The sequence below is a fragment of the Chengkuizengella sediminis genome (assembly GCF_010078385.1).
Taxonomy (GTDB): Bacteria; Bacillota; Bacilli; order Paenibacillales; family KCTC-33759; genus Chengkuizengella; species Chengkuizengella sediminis.
Genome location: NZ_SIJC01000005.1, coordinates 109,850 through 134,087 on the forward strand (window position 1 = coordinate 109,850; position 24,238 = coordinate 134,087).

The 24,238-nt window shown below is 30.6% G+C and carries 28 protein-coding genes and 1 pseudogene; 6 read left to right on the plus strand and 23 right to left on the minus strand.

The window, feature by feature from the left end:
• Positions 1–85: 85 nt before the first annotated feature.
• From EPK97_RS11890 to EPK97_RS11905, 4 genes are all read left to right on the plus strand, one after another.
• Positions 86–904 (plus strand): class I SAM-dependent methyltransferase, encoded by an 819-nt coding sequence (locus EPK97_RS11890; RefSeq protein WP_162036842.1) that lies wholly within the window; start codon positions 86–88, stop codon positions 902–904.
• A gap of 17 nt (positions 905–921) precedes the next feature.
• Positions 922–1,647, plus strand: coding sequence for a metallophosphoesterase family protein (locus EPK97_RS11895; RefSeq protein ID WP_162036843.1), 726 nt, complete (start codon positions 922–924; stop codon positions 1,645–1,647).
• An 84-nt stretch (positions 1,648–1,731) separates the two neighbouring features.
• A complete protein-coding gene (locus EPK97_RS11900; protein ID WP_205690258.1) occupies positions 1,732–2,058 on the plus strand; it encodes a Fic family protein in 327 nt (108 codons plus the stop codon).
• A 182-nt stretch (positions 2,059–2,240) separates the two neighbouring features.
• Positions 2,241–2,780, plus strand: a complete 540-nt coding sequence (locus tag EPK97_RS11905; RefSeq protein WP_162036844.1) for an Hcp family type VI secretion system effector — start codon at positions 2,241–2,243, stop codon at positions 2,778–2,780.
• A 119-nt stretch (positions 2,781–2,899) separates the two neighbouring features.
• Here EPK97_RS11905 and EPK97_RS11910 read toward each other — a convergent pair whose 3' ends face one another.
• Complete coding sequence (locus tag EPK97_RS11910) at positions 2,900–3,787, minus strand: NAD-dependent epimerase/dehydratase family protein (protein WP_162036845.1); 888 nt, start codon at positions 3,785–3,787, stop codon at positions 2,900–2,902.
• Positions 3,788–3,877: 90 nt separating this feature from the next.
• Between EPK97_RS11910 and EPK97_RS11915 the strand changes: the two genes are divergently transcribed.
• On the plus strand, positions 3,878–4,666 hold the full coding sequence (locus tag EPK97_RS11915) for a metallophosphoesterase (RefSeq protein WP_162036846.1): 789 nt from the start codon (positions 3,878–3,880) through the stop codon (positions 4,664–4,666).
• Positions 4,667–4,763: 97 nt separating this feature from the next.
• Here EPK97_RS11915 and EPK97_RS11920 read toward each other — a convergent pair whose 3' ends face one another.
• From EPK97_RS11920 to EPK97_RS11950, 8 genes and pseudogenes are all read right to left on the minus strand, one after another.
• The gene (locus EPK97_RS11920) at positions 4,764–7,589 is read right to left on the minus strand and encodes a hypothetical protein (RefSeq protein ID WP_162036847.1); all 2,826 of its coding nucleotides are present in this window, start codon (positions 7,587–7,589) and stop codon (positions 4,764–4,766) included.
• 781 nt (positions 7,590–8,370) lie between these two features.
• Complete coding sequence (locus tag EPK97_RS11925) at positions 8,371–8,667, minus strand: ABC transporter permease family protein (RefSeq protein ID WP_162036848.1); 297 nt, start codon at positions 8,665–8,667, stop codon at positions 8,371–8,373.
• A 36-nt stretch (positions 8,668–8,703) separates the two neighbouring features.
• Complete coding sequence (locus EPK97_RS11930; protein ID WP_162036849.1) at positions 8,704–9,597, minus strand: sugar phosphate isomerase/epimerase; 894 nt, start codon at positions 9,595–9,597, stop codon at positions 8,704–8,706.
• On the minus strand, positions 9,590–9,892 hold the full coding sequence (locus EPK97_RS11935; protein WP_162036850.1) for a hypothetical protein: 303 nt from the start codon (positions 9,890–9,892) through the stop codon (positions 9,590–9,592). The genes EPK97_RS11930 and EPK97_RS11935 overlap by 8 nt, the downstream gene beginning before the upstream one ends.
• A 5-nt stretch (positions 9,893–9,897) precedes the next feature.
• Positions 9,898–10,578, minus strand: coding sequence for a hypothetical protein (locus tag EPK97_RS11940; RefSeq protein WP_162036851.1), 681 nt, complete (start codon positions 10,576–10,578; stop codon positions 9,898–9,900).
• Between the two features lie 131 nt (positions 10,579–10,709).
• Positions 10,710–11,132: a hypothetical protein gene (locus EPK97_RS11945; protein WP_240903797.1), complete on the minus strand. Its 423-nt coding sequence runs from the start codon at positions 11,130–11,132 to the stop codon at positions 10,710–10,712.
• A gap of 39 nt (positions 11,133–11,171) precedes the next feature.
• A pseudogene (locus EPK97_RS22595) lies at positions 11,172–11,336 on the minus strand (TetR/AcrR family transcriptional regulator); the annotation flags it as partial.
• Between the two features lie 500 nt (positions 11,337–11,836).
• Positions 11,837–14,500 (minus strand): efflux RND transporter permease subunit, encoded by a 2,664-nt coding sequence (locus tag EPK97_RS11950; RefSeq protein WP_162036852.1) that lies wholly within the window; start codon positions 14,498–14,500, stop codon positions 11,837–11,839.
• 323 nt (positions 14,501–14,823) lie between these two features.
• Here EPK97_RS11950 and EPK97_RS11955 point away from each other — a divergent pair, with 323 nt between their 5' ends.
• The gene (locus EPK97_RS11955) at positions 14,824–15,798 is read left to right on the plus strand and encodes a serine hydrolase domain-containing protein (protein ID WP_162036853.1); all 975 of its coding nucleotides are present in this window, start codon (positions 14,824–14,826) and stop codon (positions 15,796–15,798) included.
• Between the two features lie 275 nt (positions 15,799–16,073).
• On the opposite strand, the gene EPK97_RS11960 is transcribed toward EPK97_RS11955, so the two are convergent.
• From EPK97_RS11960 to EPK97_RS12020, 14 genes are all read right to left on the minus strand, one after another.
• On the minus strand, positions 16,074–16,295 hold the full coding sequence (locus EPK97_RS11960; RefSeq protein WP_162036854.1) for a DUF6366 family protein: 222 nt from the start codon (positions 16,293–16,295) through the stop codon (positions 16,074–16,076).
• Positions 16,296–16,355: 60 nt separating this feature from the next.
• Positions 16,356–16,817 (minus strand): DUF4362 domain-containing protein, encoded by a 462-nt coding sequence (locus EPK97_RS11965; protein ID WP_162036855.1) that lies wholly within the window; start codon positions 16,815–16,817, stop codon positions 16,356–16,358.
• Positions 16,818–16,855: 38 nt separating this feature from the next.
• Positions 16,856–17,026 carry a hypothetical protein gene (locus EPK97_RS11970; RefSeq protein WP_162036856.1) on the minus strand — a complete coding sequence of 57 codons (171 nt, stop codon included), beginning with the start codon at positions 17,024–17,026 and terminating at the stop codon, positions 16,856–16,858.
• Positions 17,027–17,097: 71 nt separating this feature from the next.
• Positions 17,098–17,679, minus strand: coding sequence for a hypothetical protein (locus tag EPK97_RS11975; protein ID WP_162036857.1), 582 nt, complete (start codon positions 17,677–17,679; stop codon positions 17,098–17,100).
• Positions 17,680–18,065: 386 nt separating this feature from the next.
• On the minus strand, positions 18,066–18,197 hold the full coding sequence (locus tag EPK97_RS21515; protein WP_205690259.1) for a class III lanthipeptide: 132 nt from the start codon (positions 18,195–18,197) through the stop codon (positions 18,066–18,068).
• Positions 18,198–18,450: 253 nt separating this feature from the next.
• Positions 18,451–19,182 (minus strand): hypothetical protein, encoded by a 732-nt coding sequence (locus EPK97_RS11980; protein WP_162036858.1) that lies wholly within the window; start codon positions 19,180–19,182, stop codon positions 18,451–18,453.
• Between the two features lie 184 nt (positions 19,183–19,366).
• On the minus strand, positions 19,367–19,984 hold the full coding sequence (locus EPK97_RS11985) for a hypothetical protein (protein ID WP_162036859.1): 618 nt from the start codon (positions 19,982–19,984) through the stop codon (positions 19,367–19,369).
• 30 nt (positions 19,985–20,014) lie between these two features.
• The gene (locus tag EPK97_RS11990; protein WP_162036860.1) at positions 20,015–20,167 is read right to left on the minus strand and encodes a hypothetical protein; all 153 of its coding nucleotides are present in this window, start codon (positions 20,165–20,167) and stop codon (positions 20,015–20,017) included.
• Positions 20,168–20,357: 190 nt separating this feature from the next.
• Positions 20,358–20,552, minus strand: a complete 195-nt coding sequence (locus EPK97_RS11995) for a hypothetical protein (RefSeq protein ID WP_162036861.1) — start codon at positions 20,550–20,552, stop codon at positions 20,358–20,360.
• Positions 20,553–20,595: 43 nt separating this feature from the next.
• Positions 20,596–21,021 carry a DUF4279 domain-containing protein gene (locus EPK97_RS12000; protein ID WP_162036862.1) on the minus strand — a complete coding sequence of 142 codons (426 nt, stop codon included), beginning with the start codon at positions 21,019–21,021 and terminating at the stop codon, positions 20,596–20,598.
• A 52-nt stretch (positions 21,022–21,073) separates the two neighbouring features.
• The gene (locus tag EPK97_RS12005; RefSeq protein WP_162036863.1) at positions 21,074–21,223 is read right to left on the minus strand and encodes a hypothetical protein; all 150 of its coding nucleotides are present in this window, start codon (positions 21,221–21,223) and stop codon (positions 21,074–21,076) included.
• A gap of 85 nt (positions 21,224–21,308) precedes the next feature.
• The gene (locus EPK97_RS12010) at positions 21,309–22,379 is read right to left on the minus strand and encodes a hypothetical protein (RefSeq protein ID WP_162036864.1); all 1,071 of its coding nucleotides are present in this window, start codon (positions 22,377–22,379) and stop codon (positions 21,309–21,311) included.
• A gap of 109 nt (positions 22,380–22,488) precedes the next feature.
• Positions 22,489–23,754: an S-layer homology domain-containing protein gene (locus EPK97_RS12015; protein ID WP_162036866.1), complete on the minus strand. Its 1,266-nt coding sequence runs from the start codon at positions 23,752–23,754 to the stop codon at positions 22,489–22,491.
• A gap of 185 nt (positions 23,755–23,939) precedes the next feature.
• The gene (locus tag EPK97_RS12020; RefSeq protein WP_162036867.1) at positions 23,940–24,233 is read right to left on the minus strand and encodes a hypothetical protein; all 294 of its coding nucleotides are present in this window, start codon (positions 24,231–24,233) and stop codon (positions 23,940–23,942) included.
• Positions 24,234–24,238: the final 5 nt, after the last annotated feature.

A 24,238-nucleotide genomic window follows, 5' to 3' on the forward strand; every position in this document is an offset into this window, starting at 1 on the left:
ATAAAATATCTCATAAGTAGCAATACAAGGTAATGGTAACTGGAAATTATTTTAGACTTAACATAAATGAATGAGGTAGACAACAATGCAAAGTTTTAAGAAAAAACATAAAAAAAATGAACAAAATAATTCATTGAATGTGAATAAAGAAATCTGGAATCAGGAAACCTACGATGCTTGGGTGCAGCGATTTGGAGAACCTAAAGAAGCTGTTAAGAAGATCAGAAAGGCTCCATTAAAAAGTCTCTCCGTTCTTTACGAAAAATTTGGAGATGTAAAAGAAAAAAAGATCATGAATCTGATGGGCTCCAATGGAAGTAAAGCAGTAGCGTTAGCATTATTAGGGGCGCATGCAACTGTAGTAGATTTTTCTGAAGGTAATCAACGTTACGCAAAGGAATTAGCACACGAAGCTGAAGTGAAAATTGAATATATTTTGAGTGATGTTCTTACTTTATCTCAAGAGCATCTAACTGGTGATTATGACATCGTATTTGCAGAAATGGGAATCCTACATTATTTTATTGATTTAAATCCTTTTTTTGATGTTGTATACAAGCTACTAGGGAATCAAGGACAATTTATCATTAGAGATTTTCATCCAGTTTCAACCAAACTAATCACTTCTAGAGGTTCCACTTCCAAAATCCGTAAACATAAGGTGACAGGAGATTACTTTAATACTTCGTTAGAAGAAAAAGAAGTATCCTTCATTAAATTTCTAGATCAAGAAAAAGAACCAAAAAAAGTATTACATCGCAATTGGAACCTTGGAGAGATTGTTACTGCAGTAGCCAAAGCAGGATTAATCATTCAAAGTTTAGACGAAGAACCAAACCTATCAAGCGAGGTATTTGACAAAGGAATTCCCAAAACCTTTACTTTAGTTGCAGAAAAAAATTAAATATAATAGGTGATGAAATGAAACGAATACTAGCCATTAGTGATATACATGGATGTTTTGATGAATTCAATAAACTACTAACTCTTGTAAAGTTTGATCCCCAAAATGATAGATTAATTCTATTAGGTGATTATTGCGATCGAGGGGATCAATCTAAAGAAGTAATAGAGATGATCATGCATCTAAATAAAGAAAACCATGTGACTTGTCTTAAAGGAAACCATGATCAAATGTTCTTAGATTGGTTATTATTAGATGATCCAAAAAAATTCGCACATTATTTCCGTAATGGAGGCGAATATACTGTATACAGTTATTGTGGTTTGGAGTGGTTCGAATTAGGTCACACACATGAAGAAGCAAAACAGTTTATACTAGAAAATTATTCAGAACATATAAAATTCTTATCCTCTTTACCTCTTCATCATGAAACAGAATCTCATATTTTTGTTCATGCAGGAGTAAGTCCTGAGAGTGAAAATCATAACTGGAAAGAGCAGCCGATTGAAACTTTCATATGGATAAGAGATGAATTTATTAAGAGTCCAGTAAAACTAGATAAAACAGTCATTTTTGGACACACTCCATTAAGTGACATCCATGAATGTGATGATATCTGGTTTGGAGATGGTAAAATCGGAATTGATGGTAGTTGTTGTTATGGTTCACAACTGAATTGTTTGGAAATAAATGATGGTGGATATAAGACGTATTCAGTATTGAGAAAATATGAAATTGAATAATGTAATTGTCATAGTGTATTTGATATAATTAATCTATACATTTTGTGTAAAAAAATAAGAAAATCCCATCAGTAGGTGTTTATTATGAGTAACTTCGACCATTTATCTCAGTTGAAAGATGAGCTTGATACATATCTACCATTACCTCAAGATGCTATTAATAACCTAAGAGAAGTTTACCGTATAGAATGGACTTTTCATTCTAATGCGATTGAAGGAAATACATTATCTTTATTGGAAACAAAAATGGTGATCGAGGAAGGTTTAACAATAGGTGGAAAGCAATTACGGGAACATTTTGAAACACTTAACCACTCAGAAGCAATAGACTTTGTTGAAGAACATGCCCATAAAGATGAGCCTATAACGGAGTCCACAATGAAAGATATTCACTATTACAACGATATTTAAACACACTTAGATGAAAAAAGGATAAGAAGACTTGGATCCCCAACATATAACATGATGGGGATTTTTTGTTCTGAAGGTTAAAACGACTCATTAATTAACCTGATTCCAAATAAATCGCACTAAATTTCTTCACACACAATATATATAAATAATATTAACTAAATAAAAGGAAGTGATTTGTTTTGAATTTTAAAAAAAATCGTTTAAATTGGTATATTTCTGCTGTCCTCATCTTTTCACTTTTAATTTTAGTTCCCCAATCTGCAACAGCAGCCGAAAATTCTAAAGTTTTCCTTGAAATTGATGGAATTACAGGCACATCGATATTCGAAGGGGAGGAGCGAAACATTGAAGTTTCGAGTTTCGCATTTGGTGTTGCGAGACATGTTAGTCTTGAAGCAGGTAACATTGCGAATAGAGAAGCAACACTCCCTAGTTTCAGTGGTATTTCCTTTACAAAACCATTGGATATTGCCACAGTACCAATTATGAAGAAACATTTGACAAGAATTCCCTTTGAAGCAGAGTTTCACTTTTATTTTGGGGAACAAAAAGTACCATTTTACACTATTAAATTAAAAGACGCTCTAATTTCGAGCTACTCTCAAGGAAACGAAACTGAAAGCATAACAATATCTTATAGTGCGATCGAATTCATATACAGTGATGGAAAGAATACTTATAGATTCGGGTACGATTTAAGAAAAGCTACACCTCTTTAAATGAATATCCTGCTACTGATCAATATTAAAATTAATAATAAAAAAACAAGGATCAAGAAGATCAATTGAGGGTAACTAATGTACACACGTTTGATATTAAAATTTTAATTGAATCATTTTTAAGTTATTAATTCTGGAAGCCATTCGTGAATATTTGAAAACTGAAACCCATGTTTAACAGCTTTAGAAGTATCTATTAGGAAAGAATGATTTAGTGCAAATGGTGAAAGATTATTGTTATTTATTTCAGTTGTTGTCAGTACTTCTTTTTGAACTTTTTTTCCAATAATTGATAGTAACCTAGTTAGATTTATCTCTCCATCTGAAGCTGCATTAACTGGACCTTCTATAGAGTGTTCGGCTAACCAATATAAAAATATAGAAGCATCCTCGTCACTGATAAAAGACATGAGAGCCTTTTGATCTTTCACACCTATCTCTTGTCCATTAGATATCCTATCTATATGAAATTCTAATCTCTTTGTGTAATCCTCATTACCTAAAACAATTGGAAATCGGACAGCAGTTACAGAGAAATCAGCCTTTTGATAAAGGACAGCTTCAGCTAATCGTTTACCTTCATCATATGAGAAATCATGTCTATTCCCGTAATTTATAGGATAATTAAAAGGATCAAAATCTTCTTCTTTAAAAGTTGGTTTATCACTTATAGCATCATATACAGCTCGAGAGGAAATAAAAATATACTTTTTGATAGAACCTTTAAATGCCTTTACTGCATGCAATGCATCATTTGGTGAGTAACAAATATTATCATAAACGATATCCCAGTTTTTAGAGCTTAGTTTATTCAAAGAGTCTGGATCTGTTCTATCTATTATGAATCTATGAACTCTATTTCCAAATGGATCGCTAGACAATCCTCTTGTAGCAATGGATACATCATAATCATTTTCTAACAAAAGATTCACTAATTGTTTTCCAAAAAAACGTGTTCCTCCAAGTACTAGTACTTTTTTCATAATAACCTTACCTTTCATTTTCATGTTATAATTCCTTTATTGTTTAACTAACTTTATTTTAAGAAATTCTTCTCAGAATATCAAAATTAATAAAATATACTATAGGTGGAGAATATGCTAATTTGGATTGTTTTGTTATGTTTATTCATTGGTTATGTACTAACTAGTACTCTTTTTGTAAAAGTAGTATCCCATAAAATTCATCTTGATTTGCCAGCTCCTATTAAGATTGTTCATCTATCTGACCTTCACGGTAGAACCACTTTTTTAAACGGAAAACTATCAAAAATAGTTAATAGTATCGATCCTGATCTTGTTTTCATTACTGGGGATTTAGTTTCTAGAAGCAAACAATTACCAAAAGTTCTAAACGAACTGAAAAGAATCAATACATCTAAAACCTTCTTTGTTCCTGGTAACTATGAAAGAGAGCATTCACACGGCTTTAAGAAAAGAAAGTTATCTAATGCTGAGTATTTGAAAAACGTTGAAACTATTGGAAGTTTATGCAGGTATTTAGAAAACTCAGGGGAAAAGATGAATTTAAATGGAACCAAAATCTCAATATATGGTTTTGACAACTCAATTTATGGTCTTGAAGAAGACAATTGCAACTTTAAACAAAATACAAAAGAAGTAAAAATATTACTAGCTCATTCGCCAAGCATTATTCATTACATAGATCAACACAAACTTCCTTACAACCTCTTATTAACTGGACATACACATGGAGGACAAATCCGTTTTTTTGATAAAACGTTTGGTGCTTATAAGCATTTTCATCTTGGGATGAAAAAAATAAATTCTCGATCATTTTTTTATATAAATCGAGGTTTAGGTACTGTAAAACTTCCCATTAGAATAAATTGTTATCCAGAAATCTCTGTCATACGTATGGATTAAATAAATGAAGGAACAGAACAGCCAACCCAAGAAAAAGGTTGGCCATATAGGTTTAAGCAGAATTCACTTCATCATATTACATCTGATATCTTTCTTATTATGGTACTTCTATAATAGGTACATCATCAATATTAGGATATACGATTAGAGACGATACCGTATTATCATTTAGTCCATCAATTCTGCCAAAATCAACTCTAGGAAGAGTGACATTAGCTGAGCCAGAGCTAAAACTAATACCATCGAATAAATCAGCTGTATAATTTCCCGTTATAAAGACAGAAGATAAGGAATTATCCGCGAATCCAAAATCTGCAATGTAATTATATTCTCCTGTTGTTAATCTTACGGTTGTGGTAGTTGTGCCTGCAAAATCTGTATTATTAAATAAAAATACCCCATCTTTAAATACTCTTAGAGATGATGTTTGATCGTTGAAACCAAAATCTCCTAAAAAATTAACTGTAGGGTAATAGGAATGTGTAAAATTTCTAATATTACCTCCGTGACTGTAATTTTGATATAAAGCAACCCCATAGTCTTCACCAATAATGAGGAGAGAACTTAATTTATCATTAGGCATTCCAACATCATCTATATGTGCAATGAAATTCATATTAGTGGATTGATCTGTTGTTACTCTAGTATACTGACCAGCAAAATTATAATGTTCAAAAAGATATACCCCTTCCCCACCAATTATCGTCATATAATCAACAGTATTATCTCCAACAGGTAGTTGCGAAAAATCTTCGACATCAGATGTCGCCGCTGTTGGGTCTATATTTCCACTATCATGTAAAACAGCCGCAAAGTCACCCACAATTTTTAAAGAAGATAATGTATTATCAGGTATACCCATGTCAGGCTGATAAAAAATAGGTGTACTACTATAAGTTAATGGACTGAATTCTCCAGTATAATATGGTCCCTCGAATAGATATACTCCATCTTGCTTATCTACCACACTAAGAGAGGAGACTTCATTATCTCCTGGACCCAAAAGGTCGTTATAAAATTGATGTGCCTCAAAAATGGTCATCTTTTTACTAGGAACACTAGGGGTCAAATTTTGCTCATCATATACAGTAACATAATAATCACCAGCTATGAGTAAAGAAGATAACTCATTATTATCGATACCTAGAGTAGATATATCGTTGTGATCACCTACATCTGCTCTGACACATTCACCTGTAAAATCTCCGTTTGTGAATAAATATACTCCTCCATCTAATGAAACAGTAACGTTATCAGTATTAGATACTTTGCTAGATATGAGGGGTTCACCACCATAAATGATTTCTTTGATGACATAAAATTGTGAACTAGGTGAATTCATTATGGTGCTATCAATGTAATTGATACCCGTGTCGCTCGTAGTTTTAACGACTAAAGTCTCAACACCGTTATCTCTGTTTTTATGCCATATTTGATAGAAGGTTTGTTCACCTACTTTTCTAGGTGCAGGGTCATGCCAAGAAAATTGTATACCGCACGTATTCAGTGATGCAGTAAAATTTTCTACTTCATTTATGTTGTAATCTGCTGGATCTATTACACTTTTATGAGATATGGTCCTTCCATCTGGAGTATCTTTGTAAGTTCTAACATAGTAATTAATGCCATACGAATTAGGTCTTATTCCATAGTCATACCAATATGTTAAAGTTCCGTCAGCATTCGTTTCTACATCTGACTTATCTACAATAGCTACGACATGATCAGCACTCCCTGGAACTTCCTTATAAATCAAGTATCCATCAATCCGTTCTAAATCACCTGCAGCAAGTGTATCCCATTTAAGTCTTACTCTTACTTCTTTCCGAAATCCTCCTGCTTTAAAATCGTGTACTATTGGTAAGCTTTCATCTAAATCTGGTCCTTCTGTTCTTTCCACTGTAGCATAAAAATCATCATAATAAGTCAGATTAAAACCTTGTGTATAATCTATTTCAAGAGCATCATAACTTTTAAATTCATCCTTTAATTTATCAAAGTATGCAGCATCATTATAGTCAGTATAGTATCTGCTGGCAGCTTGATAAAGTCCATAAATATAAGCGATAGGATCATCTACTCTAGTTTCACCAAAATTAAAAGTGTGAGATATCGTGTTTTGCTGCCTTAATATTTGCATATATGTTGATCCAGTCTCTTCTTTTAACTCAATCCCAATCTCGGATTCGGTAACAGGGGTTTTTAATTTAAATCCTAAGCTAGAACCTACTGTGAAGGTTTGCGTTACACTATCTCTTATATCTACTCCACGAGTTAATGCTTGTTCAATTGAAGCTGTATTACCGACAGTGTCAATACCTTGACGAACTAATTCCCACCAGTTTTCCGTCTTTATATTTATACCTGCAGCAAAATATGAATTTTTATTTAATAACAATACGGCTTCATCACCCGCTTTAACATTAGTGAATGTTTGTGATATCACAGTATCACCGTCTAAGGATAATGATGTATCATATACTCCTACAAAAGTATCTACTCCAGGAGTTTCATAGCGACTCAACATGTCATTTACAATAGATAATGGTTCTCCTACTAAACCTTGTGTAGCTTTAAATTTAATTGGTATAAATTCAACATGTTCAAGACCTTCAAATGTAATTCTACTTTCGTATACATCATTAGGGAGACTGCCTAGCTCATACGCATCATTTGGAATATACTCATCTAAAAGTGGAAAGATAGCTGGACTTGAAGATGAGGCAGAAGATAAAGTTGAAAATGATTTTAAAGATAATTTTGAAGATTTCAATGTTTTTTGATCGGTATCAGTACTAAAGTATTGTACCGTAGTTTCTCCTGCCAAACTTATTTTAGGATGAATGAATAACAATCCTATGATTATGATCAACAAACTAAATAAATAAAAAAAGAACTTATGAAACGTTTTCGTAACTATCATTTTTAATTTCCTCCCATAAAGTATTTTGTTTTTTCTGACTTATAGATACTTTTAAATAGACTTCAAATCAACTGCTCTTATACACTTACTAAAAGAAAAAGATAAATTCATATTTTATAAAATAAATTTGTAGTATGTTTTAAAATAGATACAACTCTCTTCAGGATGCCATGATTAAATTGAATGCGCTTTCATTTATTGAATTAAAAATAAATAAGTGTACATTCCCCCTGCAACGGTTCAAGTTACAATGGATCTAATTGTTTAAGCAATTGTTCATCATTTCAATCACCTCCTTATTTTGATGTATATTTTGTAGCCTATATAGATTAATTCTTTAGAGTGTGTAAGACAGACTTAGAGAAAACAATAGAAAATGTAAATTAGATGTGAAAAAAAACTTTGAAATGAATAGTAGAATAGTTTTAAGTAGTTATTTAGAGGTTTCAAATTTCATTTCATTTGATGTAAAAACTGAAGGTTATAAAATGAAGAATTGATGGATCTTAACAAATTTGAATATATTATATAATTCATTGATAGATTCTCCATCATAGTTCAAGCTGTAATCAATACGGTTAATTAGTTACCACTAACATAAATATTCACACTAAAACTATACAATATGGTCACTAAATATGTCAAGCCAATAGTCTATTGAAAATATCTATAATACTAAAACAATTAAGGAAGGTAAATAATTGAGGATAAAAAATAGAAACCTCGATCATATTTTTATATAAATCGAGGGTTAGGAACAATTACATCTTCTGAATAACGATCAGTTATTCTCTCTTTCTTTTCTTACCTGTTCAGAATTAAAATACAACCTATCAAGATAACCTATTATTTCAAGCATACACCAAAAGAATAAACATATAAGAAAAGTTAAAATCCAAGAACCAATAGCAGCTGACCAATAGAAAGTTTTTTCATCATAATCAAATAAAAACCTTCCAGGCATATCGTTTATGTAGTTCGCCATGCCTAGCCCCGCTAATATTCCAATAACAAAACCAAGTATTGCTAAAGTAATGATTACTCCTCTTAGAAAAAAAAGAAACTTGTTCTCATTCATTAACTATTCACCTCCGTTTTGATTACTTTTACGAAACTAATGATTTAGTATATCATCTACCCATAAATAACATCTTTCTAAATCCTCATCACTAATTAAATCTGATCTATGTTCAAAGAGAATTTTTACATTTTTATTTTCTTGTTTAATGATTCGTAAATAATCTTCAATTGGTGCCCAACCATCTTCAGGCTTTAGTTCAGGTAGTACTGGAAAATGAGAGTGTACAACCTGCTCATTTACTTGTACATTCCACAGGTGGATCAATTCTGCAAATCTAGCATATTTTTTTATAGTGGATTTAGCATCAAAGTTTGGATCTAATTTATCCTGTAAATGTAATCTACCCGTATCCAAACAACATTTAACGTTGTTGTATTTTTCTAATAATTCTATTAAAAAATCGGTATTATACACATATTGATTTATTCCATCGAATTCCAACACAGGAGTAAAATTGAACTGCTCACTCTTCTGTGATAACCATTCAAATAATTGTTCACTCTGCTCATTTAACTCATTAAAAGAATATTTGCTTTCATAAACAAACTCACTTAGGTCTGTAAAACGCCAATTACTCCAATCTACTCTATCATCTAAAATGACAGGTTTAGGATAATGAAACAACACATAGGCAGGTTTTACCAAAGTCAAATACTCCATTTCATTTTGTATCCATTTGTATGCTTCTTCTCTAGTCTTTTTGTTTTGAGATAAAAAAAGAGCATCTCTTACCTTGATATTCTCTGATCGTAATGGAAAGTGAATCCCAATTTGAAATCCTTTTTCTTGTGATTCTTTTATTAAGTTTAATGTGTCTTTTTCTTGTGCAAATAAACAAGCTTCTATTCCAAAAAAATCATCCTTAAAATCTCTATTAAATTTGCTATAATCAAAACTTCCATATTGTCCAATCATAAAGTTATTCATAGTAGCTTCTCCCTACCTTTGTTGGTTTAGCATTTTTAGAACTATAACAAGACCATATCTCTAAATAGTTTTCAATTCTTGATTTATATGAGGTATTTAAAGAAGAGAATAATAAATCATAGCTTTTGACTGCACTATAAAGTAACTTGGCAATGTAATTGTAAGTCTTATCTGATGAATTCGTAAAAAAGAGCTCTTCATTGTTAAACACAGTTAAATACTTTAATTCTTCCGCATAACCATAACGATGAATATTTGTATTTTTTTCATTATCCCTCATGATCATTTGCAACACTATTCCTACTCTTCAATGGGAGATATTTCAACTGTTGTATTACCTCCACTCCCTTGATTTCTTATGGATTTTCCATTAAACTCAAAAAGAAATGCCTCATTGATATACTCTTTATGAAGAACTTTACCTTCACTTGATAACAATTTCAAAGTAAATTCAAATCCTTGTTCTTTTGTCACAAATAAATACCATATTTTATAACCAGGTCCTTCAATTATATTTACAATCTCTTCTTCACCCGTTAAATGACTAAGTAGTGATATAGAATCGATATCGGGATTATTAAGTACCCCAACAAACATCGGAAAAGGAGTATCACCAACTGGGGTACCTTTCGTACTAGGGAAGTACATATAGGAGATAGGATCAATCGACATATCTATGGTATGTTCTGAATATCTAGGAAACGAATGAACGCCTCCATAACCCCATTTCCATCCCAACCATGATTTTTTAACATATTCAGCATTTAAGACCTGACTATCTTCCCCAGTATCTGTTGAATATAACAATACTTTTCCATCATCCACTTCAATTTCATGTAAGATAAAACCGACTTCATTTTTTACTTTTTCAATCGCTTTAATGGGTGTTTCTGAATAATCTTCTTTCAAGTTTAGAAATAACCAAACACTTATAATGACAACTAAAACTATCAAGTATTTAATATTTTTTTTAGCTTTCATTCATAAACTCCTTTTTTAACTCACAAAAATCATGCAACTCTTCTATCAATTTCATGATATAATTCGCTTAAGAAATAAACCACGGTTATTCGGTGGCTTATATTTTTAGAAAGATTTTAATCAAAAACACTTTAATTCCCACTCTTAGCAGTCCAATGAAAAAGAATGTGTAGTTTCCTTTTCAGTCCTTCATAACATTGATCAAACGTTGTATCGTCATTATAAAAGAAACTTAAATACTCAAATACAATTGCACTTGTTGCAGTTTCTGCACCTTCTTTTGTATCATAATCCGCTGGTAATACCCCCGCTTGCTTGTATTGAAGCAATAGATTCTCTATTTGAGCAATCACTTGATAATCATTTTTAACAATCATCTTTAAAAAGCCAGGATTTGTTTTAAATTGATTGAGTGAACCCACGATAATTTCTCGCATAAAAGATTTGTCAAATAAACGGAAACCATCAGAATATTGATCCATGAATGCTAATAACGATTCTTCCACGGTTAGATTCAGATTCACAACAATATCCATCTCCCCGCTTTCAATCACATCAAATTCATCCATCATGGACGCATATAAAATTTCCAGCTTAGAATCAAAATAATTAAAAATGGTCCCTTCTCCAATTTCAGCTTTTTGAGCAATCTTCTTTGTTGTTGTCCCATCATAACCTTCTGTTAAAAATAACTCTTTTGATACTTGAATGATTTTTTCTCTTGTTCGTTGTTTCTTATTTTCTCGGACCCCAGATATAGTAAAAACTCCTTTCTAAATTTTGAGGCACTCATTAATGAGTATACTCAGGTTATTATATTAAACTTTTCCATTGTCAACTTTTTTTATCCAGTTTATCAATACATACCATCGCTCAACTAACAAAGGAAAGAATTTTTATATTTAAAGCCACGTACTTAACTAGTTTTATGAAAAATTCTGAATTCATAAGAACTAAATAACATTCACTGTGGTATAGAGGAAACCTAGTGTTACATCTTCTTTATATAATAACTGATTTCACTAATTATTTCTTGCGGTTGGTTTTCCACCAGAATGATAACTTAAAAATATTTTGATTACCATAGTGAATTTTCATAAGGTAGTACAAGAATTTTTGATGATATATAGCAATACCTGATAATAATTTGTTTAAATTAGGAACAAGCAAAAGCCTCTCCATTAAAGGGAGAAGCATTTGTAGATATTTCTCTTTAAATCTTGATGTATTTTACTTATAAGAGATTAGCATCGAATATTTAACCTTTGTGCTGTTCTGTAGTTTTTACACTATTGTTATCTAATTTCAGAGAAGTAGTCTCTCTTTCTTTTAAGAAGATTGGAAGTACACTGATCGATAGTAAAAACGCAAACCCAACTCCGATAAATAACGCAGTTCCTAAAGAAGATAATCCCCTATAGCTGGCTAGCATTAAAGATCCAAATGCAATCATTGTCGTCAAAGTGGTGATCAATATCGCTCTACCCACACTAGAAAAAACTTCAATTATGGATTGATTAGTAGATTTATAACGGTGAAGCAAATGCACTCCATCATCAACACCAATACCAATAATAAGAGGTAAAGCCAAAACATTTAGAATATTCCATTTTAATCCTAACCATCCCATCATACCTGAAGTGAGTACAAGTGCCATTATTAAAGGTAAAAACGCCAACAATGCATATTTAAAAGATCTGAAGTGAAGTAACAAAATCGTAAATAAAACAAGTAAAACTAATATTCCCGTCTTCACGATTTCATCCTTAACGGAATCATACAATGCCTTCATAAAAATTGGTGTACCTGTAAATCCAGGATCCAATTCTTGTAACATATGAATGAAGTTTTCTCCTTTTTCGTTTTTCAACTCTTCCCAAATGTCAAAGTTAGGGTAAGCAGTCAGTAAAAAGTGTTTTCCATCCTCACTAACTAATTGTGATTTCAAATCACTTGGTAAATCATCAACCACAAGTATTTTAGCCTCTAACATTTGCTGACTTTTACTTTGAAGTAGTGTATAAAATTCTAATTGCATCTGTTCGAACTGTTCAATAGACGTGCTATTTGTTCGATCCATAAGCAAATTTAAATTCGATGGTTGACCACCGTTTTCGAAAAACAATTTACTTGCTTGCTTTAAACGATCTGTCTCTGCATGCTCATACAATGTTTGGATTGTTTGCTCTATATCTTCTAATCCTTGTAAAAATTCTCCTTTTGTAACTGATCGATAAGGCATTTGTTGCGAAAGTACTTGTTCTATTTTTCCAATCGTTTGCATCCGCTGCTCTTGAACTTCAACATCTGGTAATATATCAGCAATACTCATTACGGCTGAAACGGATTCCTTATCTTTTAATTGTTCGGACAACTTATATATATCTTCTAAACTATCCTGTTCAACTAACAGTCCTTCCGAACTCATTCCAAAATCCTCACTCATTTTCTCCATTAATTCAACAGATTCTAATCCTTTTGGTTCCAAATTAAGCATGTTTAGATCAAATTCATTGTCTGTGGATTTAAAACCTATTATTCCTATAAAAACGATAACAACACATAGAACTACAAAACGATAGCGATGGCTAAAAGAAGCTGTTTTACCAAGTAATTTATATTCACCTTTTACTTTGGATAGATTTTTTTGTTTACCTAGGATAAGAATTGAAGGTAAGATAAAAAATACAGCAAGAACGGTTGTCAATATTCCAGACCCCATTACAAAACCTAGCTCTTTTAACATATCCAAGGAGCTGGTCATCATAACAAAAAATGCAAATGCTGTAGATAAAGCACCTATCAATATACTGGGTCCCACCTTTAAAAGTGTATACTCTAAAGACTCTTTCTTCCCAGCTCCTTTACTTCGTTTTTCCGTAAATCCGCTTAATAGATGTAGAGAGAAGTCAATGCCAAGTCCAATTAGAATTACGAAAGTAAAAACTGTAATTATATTTAATCTTCCAATGACTAAAGAAACGATTCCAAAATCCCATATCACTCCAATAAGAAGAGGGATAAAAGCCAAAATAGGGACAGAAATCATACGAAATGCCATATACAATACAATGAATATACCCACCATTGCGATTATCGTAGTCAAATGTGAATCAGATTCTGTAATTTCTAACTCATCTTTACCAACAACATGCATTCCAGTCAATCCATAGCTAATCCCAGAAACTTCTTTTTCTATTTGAACAAGCTCCGCTTCAATTGCATTCACTCCAGGGGCTACTTTTTCAAAATCAGTAATATCAAATGTCGGCTGAACCATCATCACGATTTGAGTACCGTCTATTGACCTAGTATAAGGGTCCCCGAATACAAGTCGATTCACTCCCGTTTCTATTTCATTTTCTTCTACTAATAAAGAGTGGAAAAACCAGTCCATACCCATCAAAGAAGATGCGATTCCCTGTTCTTCTTGGACAGTCATGACGTTACCCTCTTGTATTTGATTAGAAACCCCTGTGTAGTTCATGTTCATAAAAGATAAATAACGATCTATATTAGGATCACTTAAAGCCATTCCTGTCATTTCAATCACATTTTCATCCAATAACATAAGTCCATTTTTAATGAGAAAATCCTCATTCACCTGGGCAGAAACACTTTGCACATATTCATCTAATTGGAGTAGCCTCTCCTTGGCAGTTTCAACCGCTTGATCAAGTTTAGCGGGATTATCCGCTTCTACAATCACGATGATATTATTCATCGTTGAAAAATGCTCCATAATATTGTCATATTGTTTCACAGACGGATGATCCTTTGGTGTTAGTCCAACCCAGCTAACCTCCATTTTTAAACCTACAGTAGCAAATCCCAATAAAATAGTCACCAAAAGTGAAATAGCTAATACTGTTTTTGGTTTTGTCGTGGTTGCACGGAATACAAATGCAAAAAATCGTTTCATTATTGTAATTCCTCCTCTTTCTAATTCCCATTATCATTCATTTATTCATCATTCATTGAATAAAATCCGTCTTCTATAATCTGTGAAAAAGAGCTCTCTGTTGTAGTTTTTAAATTTCATCTACTTCTGATTTACCCTCACAAAAACATGAGCACACTCAATAATGAGTATACTCATATTTTAATTATAAATTTTTCCATTGTCAACTTTTATTCAAAGATTATGACCACTAAAGTGTTGACACACTACCATTGTTTAACTATATTAAATTTAGAGCTAGTCTATGTTTTTGTGAAAATCCGAATCTTATAGGAGTGATAAATTTGAAAAATGAAATAACAAAATATATTACTAATTTATCTGAAAAGCAGCAATTCAATGGAGCATTCCTAATTTCAAAAGATGGAGAAGCTATCGTAAGTGGGGGAGTTGGCATGGCTAACTTTGAAGACAACATACCGAATCAAAATAACACTCAGTTCTATGTAGGTTCTATCACTAAAACATTTACTGCGATCGCTATTATGCAACTTTATGAAAAAGATTTACTAGATTTACACGAAACCTGTGAACGCTTTTTTCCTGAATATGAACAAAGCAATAAAATCACCATACATCACCTATTAGCTCATGGTTCTGGCGTTCCTAACTTTTTTGATACTGAGCATTTTTTAGATTGTTTCACAAAAAAAATGAGTGCAGAACAGACTTTTGATATTTTCAAAAATAAACCACTAAATTTTGATCCAGGTCAACAAAGTGAATATTCAAATTCAAACTATATTTTGTTAGGTTTAATTATAGAAAAAATTTCAGGACAATCTTATGAAGAATATATTAACGAGCATATTTTGAAACCTCTAAATATGAATCAAACGGGATTTCCAAAGGATCTAACTAAAGGAAACAGCTTAGCTGAAGGTTATGATTGGGATGATTCTGACTTAAAAAAGATACCAATAATCTATTCTTCTAATTTGTATGCAGCTGGAGAAATGTTTTCAACTGTTCATGATCTAGCTTCATTAGATCAAGCATTATATACCGATACGTTACTTAAGAGGAACTCAATTGACAAAATGCATCAATCCTATTTTCAACCATTTGGCTATGGTTGTACGATTGGAGACAATCTAAATAAAAAATACGTCCTATTTTCTGGTGGAACTATTGGATATACATCTCTTGTTCTTAGATATGTTGAAGAAAAAGTAACGATTATTGTTATTAATAATATCAGCCATAATTTGAATGCTGTTGCAGAAGAACTATCTAGTATTGTTTTTAGTGAACGATAGCTGTAATACAACAATTTTAAATTTGCAATGGCTTTCAGTTTTGTTTAAATATTTTGATTTATGCTTTTTAAAACCTTTATTTAATAACTTTTAATTTTTTTGAAAAAATATACCTCAGATAATCTAGATTTATAACCTATTATAACTTGTTTTATTTTAGGAAAGGTGATGAATTTAATTTTACTATGTATTTAATTTAGTGTCAGATAAAAGTAATATTTTATTTCTTTAAACGTAAACACTACCACTACTTACACTTATAATACAAGTCCTCATTACTTTAAAAATATTGATGCAACTAAAATACCTATTATAAGAACAAGTATAAGAATTCCAGTTACTTTCCAACTTAAATCACCTACTAAATCTGCAAGATTTCCACTTTGTGCCTTGTTAATAGAATCAGCCAATTTTCCAGTAGTGGTATTTTTTCTTAGCTCTTCTTGCCTTAATCTTTCTCTCATTCTCGCGGGGGTTTCTTTATTATTTTCTTTCATTTTCTTCCCTCTTTGTGCAAGTTTTTAATCTGTAAATTAATGCTTATTGTACTATTAGATTTATTTCTGAATAACCAAGATAGAAGTATCAATATTTTCCTGATTACAACCATTTAATAGGTAATGCTTGTAAAGATTCATCTCTTCTGTTGCTTCTACTTTGATTGTTTTACATATAAAAGTACTAACCCTTCTTTTGCCATAACGATCTCTTGTAGTATCAATTGTTGTAATAATATTTTCCCCATCATACTCAAGATCTCGCAGAATTGCATCTCCTTCTACAGTATATCTTACAATTTTAATTTCATCCTTATTTCCTTGATCAAAATTTTCAATAAATCGCATAAATATATCAATATTGGTTATTTCACCATGTTTATCAACAATATCGTCATTTAATGGGTTATATTCGCTAATATCTTCATCTGCATTAATATCATCATGCGATGGATTATATTCGCTACAACCAGATATTACTATTATTATTAGTATTATTATAAGGAATTTTAATTTCTTCATTTATTTTCCTCCTTTATAATTCCAATTTTATTATTCATTCATCTAAAAAAACTATCATTTTTTGTTTTTAATTGATCTTTAATTTCTTTTAGTATAGCGATCATTTTTCTATTTTGCTTAATAATTTGGTAAGAATTCGTTAACAATAATAAACCTCCAAACAAAAAAATCACAAAAAATATTAATAACATTAGAAATAAATCCAACATCATTAACCACCTCCCAATTGCTCTACTAATCTCATTCTATAAAATCTGAATTTTATTACAAAGTCTCTAATTTAATAGATAGATATTATCTCCCCTTGTGAATTCAAACCACGGAAAGTATAACCTCCAACATAAGCATTTTTTAAATAACTATAATGTGCTGCATACCCATTTTCTACGTCCATTTCTATATAGACAGTTGATTTCTCTTTTGCTTCACTTAAAGATGTTATATTTTTATGTCTATCATGATTACTCACAATGACTTTAACTATATCTTTATCCAAAACTTCGGTTCCAAAAAGAGTTTTATAAAAATCATTTTTATCATTAGTAGCACTCCAAGTAATCTTCATCTTTTCATCAGAAGTTAAAGCATGCATACCACTTGTATTAGTGACACGATAAAAAATCCCCCAATTTCTTTCTATTAATTTGATATAGTTTACTGTATCTGTTTCCCAAACAATTACCTTATTACCGTTAAACTCCTTTTCAAAAACAACTTTTCCATTTATATTTGGAATTGAATTTCTTATGACCAATGATTCAGAAAGTGTATATCCTCCTATATAAGAAGAAACATACTGTATGATTATTATCAGTGCAATAGTTATAATGTATCGTTTCTTAAATCGTCTCTTAGCGTCCATAAATGCCTCATTCTAAATCCCTTCACTTTATTTTTTATCAGTTAAAATTACCGTTTTATCGTAGCAAAAATAACAAAAAGTTATGTTCCTTTTATAGTTCAATATATTTTACCTAACTTTCATCAAAAGGTTTCTACATTCCCTTTGTAAAAGAATAAAAATGACAACCATCAATCCTAATGATTGAAAGTAGTCTTCATGATAAATACAACCTATTGTTCTTATTATTTTATTTTCTACCAAAATCATAATAATATTACTTTTTTCATAAACTCACTATCTTCTTTAGTTTATGCGTTTCATTATCCACTGGTATAATAAAAAAATCAACTACAAGTAAAAAGTTCAATATACTTGTAGTTGATTTTGAAAATGGATAAATTCGATCATTTTTCCTTACTATTACTGGATTTCCAATGATTCAGATTGGTGAAAGTATTAGTACTTATGTTATTCATCATATTCTTTTTACTGTCTTTCTTTGACTCTAATTGTTGAAGAGCTAGTACCTGATTCAAAAAAACACCTCCTTAAATTTTAATTTTTCATATAATAAACTACTAATTTAAATTATATCAAATATTTTACATTAATTATTTTAGAATACAGACTACTAAACCCCAAATAACATGTAAAAACATAGTATTACTCGCATATTCAATTATCAATATACATATTTATATAATTTATTAATCTGATAAAATTCTTGTTTTATCTAGTGACTGTTATATTTAAACGGTTTGAATGCTCTTATTATTAAATTTGAAAGCTTTATTGATTTTCACCATTAATTTCTTGTAGCATTTTATTGAGTAATTTAAGACTAAATACATTCTCAGAATTTTTTGCTAAATGGAATACCTTCATCCAATATCCATAATCATCAAGGTAAGATTCAATTGCTTTTTCAATATTTGTACGTGTTAATGATCTGACTATCAGCTTTGGATAATCAGGAAGTAAATAATTTATTTGTCTTTTATCCATACAATAATAAAGATTTTTAGGAGTTGTAACAGTAATATTATATTTTAATCCTTCATTTGTTTTTACGAATATATCTATACTATCATTTTCAATATCTTGTATTAGCTCTATTGGAGTAGAATATTCAATTTCATTAGCCTCTATATTTTCCTTAAATTCATAATTAATATGACTATTCATTTCATAAAATATAGTTTTTATCGAATCAATACTAAATAGACTTTCTCTTATTCCTATTAATCCATAAAATTTTAACCAATATCCCTGCGATTTGGAATAATGCTCAATAGCTTTTCTAATATTATCTTCAGTCAAAGATCGTACAAATATTCCAGGTATACCAGAAGGCATATAATTTAATTCCTCTTTATCCATATACCAATATATATTTTTGGGATTAATACAAAGTACATTATAAATGTAGCCCTCATCTGTTTTTACAAACACATCAATGTTATCATTTTCATCTTCAATAAGATTCATAGGAGTATAAATATCAATCATTTCAATCCTCACCTTTTCACCTCCTATTGTAATTATTTTTCTTGTCCATGCTCGAAGCTCGAAAATATTAAAACCTTAGTTTGATTTATATCCTGTAAAATTAGAGTTTTATCTTATCTAGATATTTCAGTTTTAAATAAGTCTCGATAATTCAATATTTTTATTGATCTAATTCATTTTTAAATTTAAATTCTATCTACACTCGGTCTGAACGAATCCATCTCATCTCATTAATTTCAAGTAACTGTTTAAACTCTTCAACTAGGTCATGCTTGTTTTTTAAGTTATTCCAATACTCTGCGGATAAAATATATTCTAATTTTGTAATGACTTCATCAGGTATATTAAATAATTTAAAGAACTCAACGTTCTTATTTTCTAATTGCTCTTCTATTTTTCTAAGATATTCAGGATTATCTTTTACTTCCAATAGTAACTTATTATAAAGCTCTTTTGCGTTTGGTTCGATGTAAAGAAGTTCCATTATATCTTCATCAGGATGCCTTTCCTCAGCTAACCTTACTACTGCAGTATTTTCTTCTTCATACGAAAAAGAGATATTGGCAACTATTTTTCCTTGTAAGATAATATAATATCCCCAACAATGATCCTCGAAATTAAAAAAATAGAGAATTGGATATTCTTTTGAAATTTCAAATACACTTTCAGGTACAATATCACTCACACTTGTATCATTAGTGATAAACACAATCCAGTTATCATTTATCTCTTGAACAGAAGTAACAGTTGAATGTTGCTCCACTTTTTCCATGCTTTTCTTTAATGCTAAACTTCCTGCTGTAAATTCACTCATATCATGGCTCTCCCTATTATGTTTTCTAGATTAACCCTTTTTAAAATCACTAAAATCATCAATCAAATAACCATGTTCATATCCATGAAACTCTTCAAATTCATTCTCCTTCTCAATAATTGCATCAATAGATGGGCTAGGAGAACCATGTATTTCATATATATAACTTTTTACATCTTCCATCGTTTTGCCATCCATCACTAAGCCATCACATTCATAAATTTCTGGAACCTATATAGGGTTTCCAAATAAATGAGAGAGTTTATAACAAATCCTTCTTAACTTAAATTGAATATGCTCATTTGTAATGAATTGTTTCCATCTGTATACAGGATATAAAACACAAAGATTCTTGCCAAAGGTAATATCAAGATCATCTGGTCCGGCTAGATCTATATTGATGCTTCTCAAACTCCAACTCTAAATCCGCATCCAACCAACACCATTTATCTGTAGTATTATCAGTTAATTGTTGAAGAGTTTTGTTTTCATTCAAAATCGCAAGTAACTTTTTTATCTCATTTAATTTATACGAATGTTTAAATATTGCTTGAAAATTTACTCCCATGATTCTACCTCCATTTGTCAACTATCAAATTTGATCTTCATAATTAATAATCCATATCATCAATATAAGGATTAGCATACAAATCAATATCAAATTCAGCGTCAATACTTGAGGCGAATTTTATTACTTCGTTATTAAGATATAATGCAGGAGTGTAACCTTCCTCAATTATAATTACAATAGTAAATTTACATTCAACAGAGTAAGTTTTTCTAATCTCATTGATAATTGAATCTTTTTCTTGTATTTGTTTTATTATTTGGTCTAGTTGTTCATTTACATCAAATGATTCTTGATAATCTGTACTCAAATCCCAACATGTTACTTTTCGAGTAATTGAAAGATCTCTAATTCTATCACCTTTTTTATATGTTTTAGTAGGAGTTATTCCTAATTTTTTGGTCGCTTTTTCTAAAGGAAATGAGTCACCAAATAAACTAAAATAAGCCATAACTTTTGTTTTTTCCACAAATCATCTCTCCTGAATAAGCTTCATTAATTCGTATTGCTCTCTCCAATTGTTAATAATTTTCACCAGTCAATACTTCTGTGTTATTCACATACCCATATATGTATATTGAATTAAATTTTAGAACAAAGGGGATCTTTAATTTTTGTAACAATTGTTTTGTAGTTACTATTGCTTGAACTTTTTTCTTTAAATCGTTCATAATACCCTCCTAAATACTAAAAACTTTCTTCCGATAAAATTCATGTTTTATTTAATGCTTTCCCTAAAACTTTTCAGTATACCTTTCACTGTAATTTGTCCACAAAGTCAACCGTATCATTTAAAAAAAACTGATTAATGACTTCTAAACTGTTTATGTCTCTAATAGTTAAAATTGATTGATCGTTAGTATAAGAACTCGTATAAACTTCTCCAACCTGATAATCTGCATTTAAAATATCTTCTATATCACCATTCTGTATTAATTCCATTTTTGGTTTATCTTGTTCAAATGTTATTTTAACAAGCAAATTAATCCTTTCATTTCTCGCTGCATTTAACCTTATGCTCGTAAGGAAACTGTTTTCGTCTAACTTCACATTATTTCGATAATATACTTCTAGGATATATTTAGAATATGCAGAGAAATCCATAGGATGAATATTTACGTTTAAATCACGATCTACTTCTAATATATCCCCATCGGTTAAAAACAAATATAACTTACCTTCTCTTGTATACGTTGGATAAAGATTGGGGGTTTTTGCTATTAATTGTGTTTTGTCCAGCTCTTCTAAATCACGATTATATTTTTTGATTACCATGTGGTTGTTATGGGTTGTTTCTACATTGATAATATATTTATCCAAGGAACTCACTGTATGTACTATACTCCAACTATTAGTTGTTATACATTTATTTACTTTTATATCACAAATATCACTAACTTCATTTGTATATAAATTAGTGGCGATGTATTCAGATACTTCATCTTTATAATATTTATCTATAAAAGCTTCCTGACCTGTGTTAATAAACGAGAATTTTCGAGTATTTGAATTATATTTCATTACCTGTGAAATACCTGAAAAACGTGAATTAGGGAAATAAAAATTATTGTTATCAAAATCAAACACATCTGCATAACCAAAACGTTTATCTGTTATAACATATTTATCTACGAGTTCTCCATCTTTGTCTAATGCATTGATATACCCTTTCCTCTCATATGGTTTAATAAATTCAAATAATAAATAATCTGCTTGGCTTTCAATTGATAATTCAGTTATATCATCAACTTTATTAACTTGAGTGCAGCCAGTAAATATAACAATAAATAAAATGAACAAAGTAAGTAATTTATTTAAATATCTCATTGTTCCTCCTGGAGCTTTAGCATAAAATTAGAGTTTTATTAAATTACTAAATAAGAAGTAATAATTTTAAAAATCACTACTTCTTATTTTTATTGGCTTAATTCAACTCTTAATTTTCAGGACCAAATGCCACCCTAGTACCATCTTCAGTTATTATCTCATTAGAAAAATCACTTATACTAAAATTAGTCCAAACTCTATGAACTTTTCCTGCCTTCAAATAATCTTCACTCGTAACTGTAGAAAGATTAAAATTATCAGGTTTAGTTCCTAACCATCCACCATAAATATAAGGTAAATAATTAGATAGAGTCAAACTGCTAGAAATATCTCTAGAAACTTCATAAGATAAATCCACATAAGCTACAATCCCGGTATAGTTGGAATTTGTTTCTTTTTGAAGATCTACAAACATAGGATCATAAATACCAGTTGCTATTCCATTTTCGTATTTAACAAAAATATAATTGTGAATAGTTGCTGTAATCAAGTTCTCTCTAGATACGATCTTCTTACCAATAACTTCTTTCAGTTCTGTAGTCTGAGTATCATAACCTAACACACCAATACTATCAAAGTTAGTACCAGTTAGTCCTACCTCTCTTAATTCATTTAACACTATATAATTACTAGCAAAACTTCCTTCCTGCTCTAAATATCTATAAAGTATGGTAACAACTTCTGCTCTCGTAGTAGTTCTATCTAACCCAGCACTACCATCAGGGAACCCTGAAATAAGACCAGTCCCTTTAGCAATAGCCAAATAAGGAACTTCTTCTTCATTAAAGCCTTCATTATAAAACTCAGCAAAAGGGAGTATAGTGTGCTGCGTATCATGGTAGGCAAACCTAAAACTCGGATTAGACTGTATCAATCCATTAACTAACCACTTTGTCATTTCCCATCTAGTCAAAATTTCATTAAATCCAAATTCGTTTCCATAATCAGATTCATCAATAATTCCAGAATTTACAAGTCTGTAAACACTTCCACTAGCCCAATGACCTGAATCGATAAATCCGACAGGGCTTTGATTTGTCTTTAATTTACTAACCCTAGAAACAAGTGCTGCAAACTCAGCTCTTGTTATTTCACTATCTGGCCTAAATGTTCCATCTTGATAACCTGCCACATAACCATCTTCAACAGCCTTTAATATATTATTTTCTGCCCAATGACCCTCAACATCGGTGATTTCTGCTGAAGAAATACTTACTTCTTTAATTTTATTATTTTGATAATTTGTTTTTTTAACTATGGGTTGTGAAGAAACATTCATTAAACCTATTTGATCATTATCGATTCCCTTAGCTAGAGTCGTATTACTCATACTCATTAAAGATAGTACCAAACACCCTGTAATTATCTTCTTCATACCTTATTTATCCCCACTTTTCTACTCTTTTTGAAACTATGTAACCTTCAGGCTACTATTAAACTTCCTACCTTATAAAGTGATTCCCTTCATTTTCAAAACACTTACTAGAACTTTAACTCCTATTAAGTACCTTATATATCCCGATAAATTCATTGTTTTATCATTTCATAACCAACTTAAGCCTAATATTTTTTTGCTTGTTCAACATTAATTAATTTAACTTCGTAATCGTCATAAAGATCATCCCAGTCCTCATTATTGTAAAGAGAGTATTCTACTCCAACTTTGGTTAACTTCTGTATATCAATTGTAATGAGTTGTGTTACTTTCCCTTCATTTTCACCTGATTTTATAAATGTTTTTTCTACAGTTGAACAAGATTTTAATCTCTTTTTAAGTTCATCAAGTTCCTTTACTTGTTCTCTTAGATTATCAAAATCCTCGATAGATATATTTACTGTTCCTTTAATATTCATTTCAC

Excerpts from the sequence above, each read along its gene's own strand:
- EPK97_RS11890 (WP_162036842.1), top strand. The coding sequence starts at position 86 with ATGCAAAGTTTTAAGAAAAAACATAAAAAAAATGAACAAAATAATTCA.
- EPK97_RS11895 (WP_162036843.1), top strand. The coding sequence starts at position 922 with ATGAAACGAATACTAGCCATTAGTGATATACATGGATGTTTTGATGAA.
- EPK97_RS11900 (WP_205690258.1), top strand. The coding sequence starts at position 1,732 with ATGAGTAACTTCGACCATTTATCTCAGTTGAAAGATGAGCTTGATACA.
- EPK97_RS11910 (WP_162036845.1), bottom strand. The coding sequence starts at position 3,787 with ATGAAAATGAAAGGTAAGGTTATTATGAAAAAAGTACTAGTACTTGGA.
- EPK97_RS11915 (WP_162036846.1), top strand. The coding sequence starts at position 3,878 with ATGCTAATTTGGATTGTTTTGTTATGTTTATTCATTGGTTATGTACTA.
- EPK97_RS11920 (WP_162036847.1), bottom strand. The coding sequence starts at position 7,589 with ATGATAGTTACGAAAACGTTTCATAAGTTCTTTTTTTATTTATTTAGT.
- EPK97_RS11925 (WP_162036848.1), bottom strand. The coding sequence starts at position 8,667 with ATGAATGAGAACAAGTTTCTTTTTTTTCTAAGAGGAGTAATCATTACT.
- EPK97_RS11930 (WP_162036849.1), bottom strand. The coding sequence starts at position 9,597 with ATGAATAACTTTATGATTGGACAATATGGAAGTTTTGATTATAGCAAA.
- EPK97_RS11940 (WP_162036851.1), bottom strand. The coding sequence starts at position 10,578 with ATGAAAGCTAAAAAAAATATTAAATACTTGATAGTTTTAGTTGTCATT.
- EPK97_RS11950 (WP_162036852.1), bottom strand. The coding sequence starts at position 14,500 with ATGAAACGATTTTTTGCATTTGTATTCCGTGCAACCACGACAAAACCA.
- EPK97_RS11960 (WP_162036854.1), bottom strand. The coding sequence starts at position 16,295 with ATGAAAGAAAATAATAAAGAAACCCCCGCGAGAATGAGAGAAAGATTA.
- EPK97_RS11965 (WP_162036855.1), bottom strand. The coding sequence starts at position 16,817 with ATGAAGAAATTAAAATTCCTTATAATAATACTAATAATAATAGTAATA.
- EPK97_RS11970 (WP_162036856.1), bottom strand. The coding sequence starts at position 17,026 with ATGTTGGATTTATTTCTAATGTTATTAATATTTTTTGTGATTTTTTTG.
- EPK97_RS11975 (WP_162036857.1), bottom strand. The coding sequence starts at position 17,679 with ATGGACGCTAAGAGACGATTTAAGAAACGATACATTATAACTATTGCA.
- EPK97_RS11985 (WP_162036859.1), bottom strand. The coding sequence starts at position 19,984 with ATGAGTGAATTTACAGCAGGAAGTTTAGCATTAAAGAAAAGCATGGAA.
- EPK97_RS11990 (WP_162036860.1), bottom strand. The coding sequence starts at position 20,167 with ATGGAAGATGTAAAAAGTTATATATATGAAATACATGGTTCTCCTAGC.
- EPK97_RS11995 (WP_162036861.1), bottom strand. The coding sequence starts at position 20,552 with ATGGGAGTAAATTTTCAAGCAATATTTAAACATTCGTATAAATTAAAT.
- EPK97_RS12005 (WP_162036863.1), bottom strand. The coding sequence starts at position 21,223 with ATGAACGATTTAAAGAAAAAAGTTCAAGCAATAGTAACTACAAAACAA.
- EPK97_RS12010 (WP_162036864.1), bottom strand. The coding sequence starts at position 22,379 with ATGAGATATTTAAATAAATTACTTACTTTGTTCATTTTATTTATTGTT.
- EPK97_RS12015 (WP_162036866.1), bottom strand. The coding sequence starts at position 23,754 with ATGAAGAAGATAATTACAGGGTGTTTGGTACTATCTTTAATGAGTATG.
- EPK97_RS12020 (WP_162036867.1), bottom strand. The coding sequence starts at position 24,233 with ATGAATATTAAAGGAACAGTAAATATATCTATCGAGGATTTTGATAAT.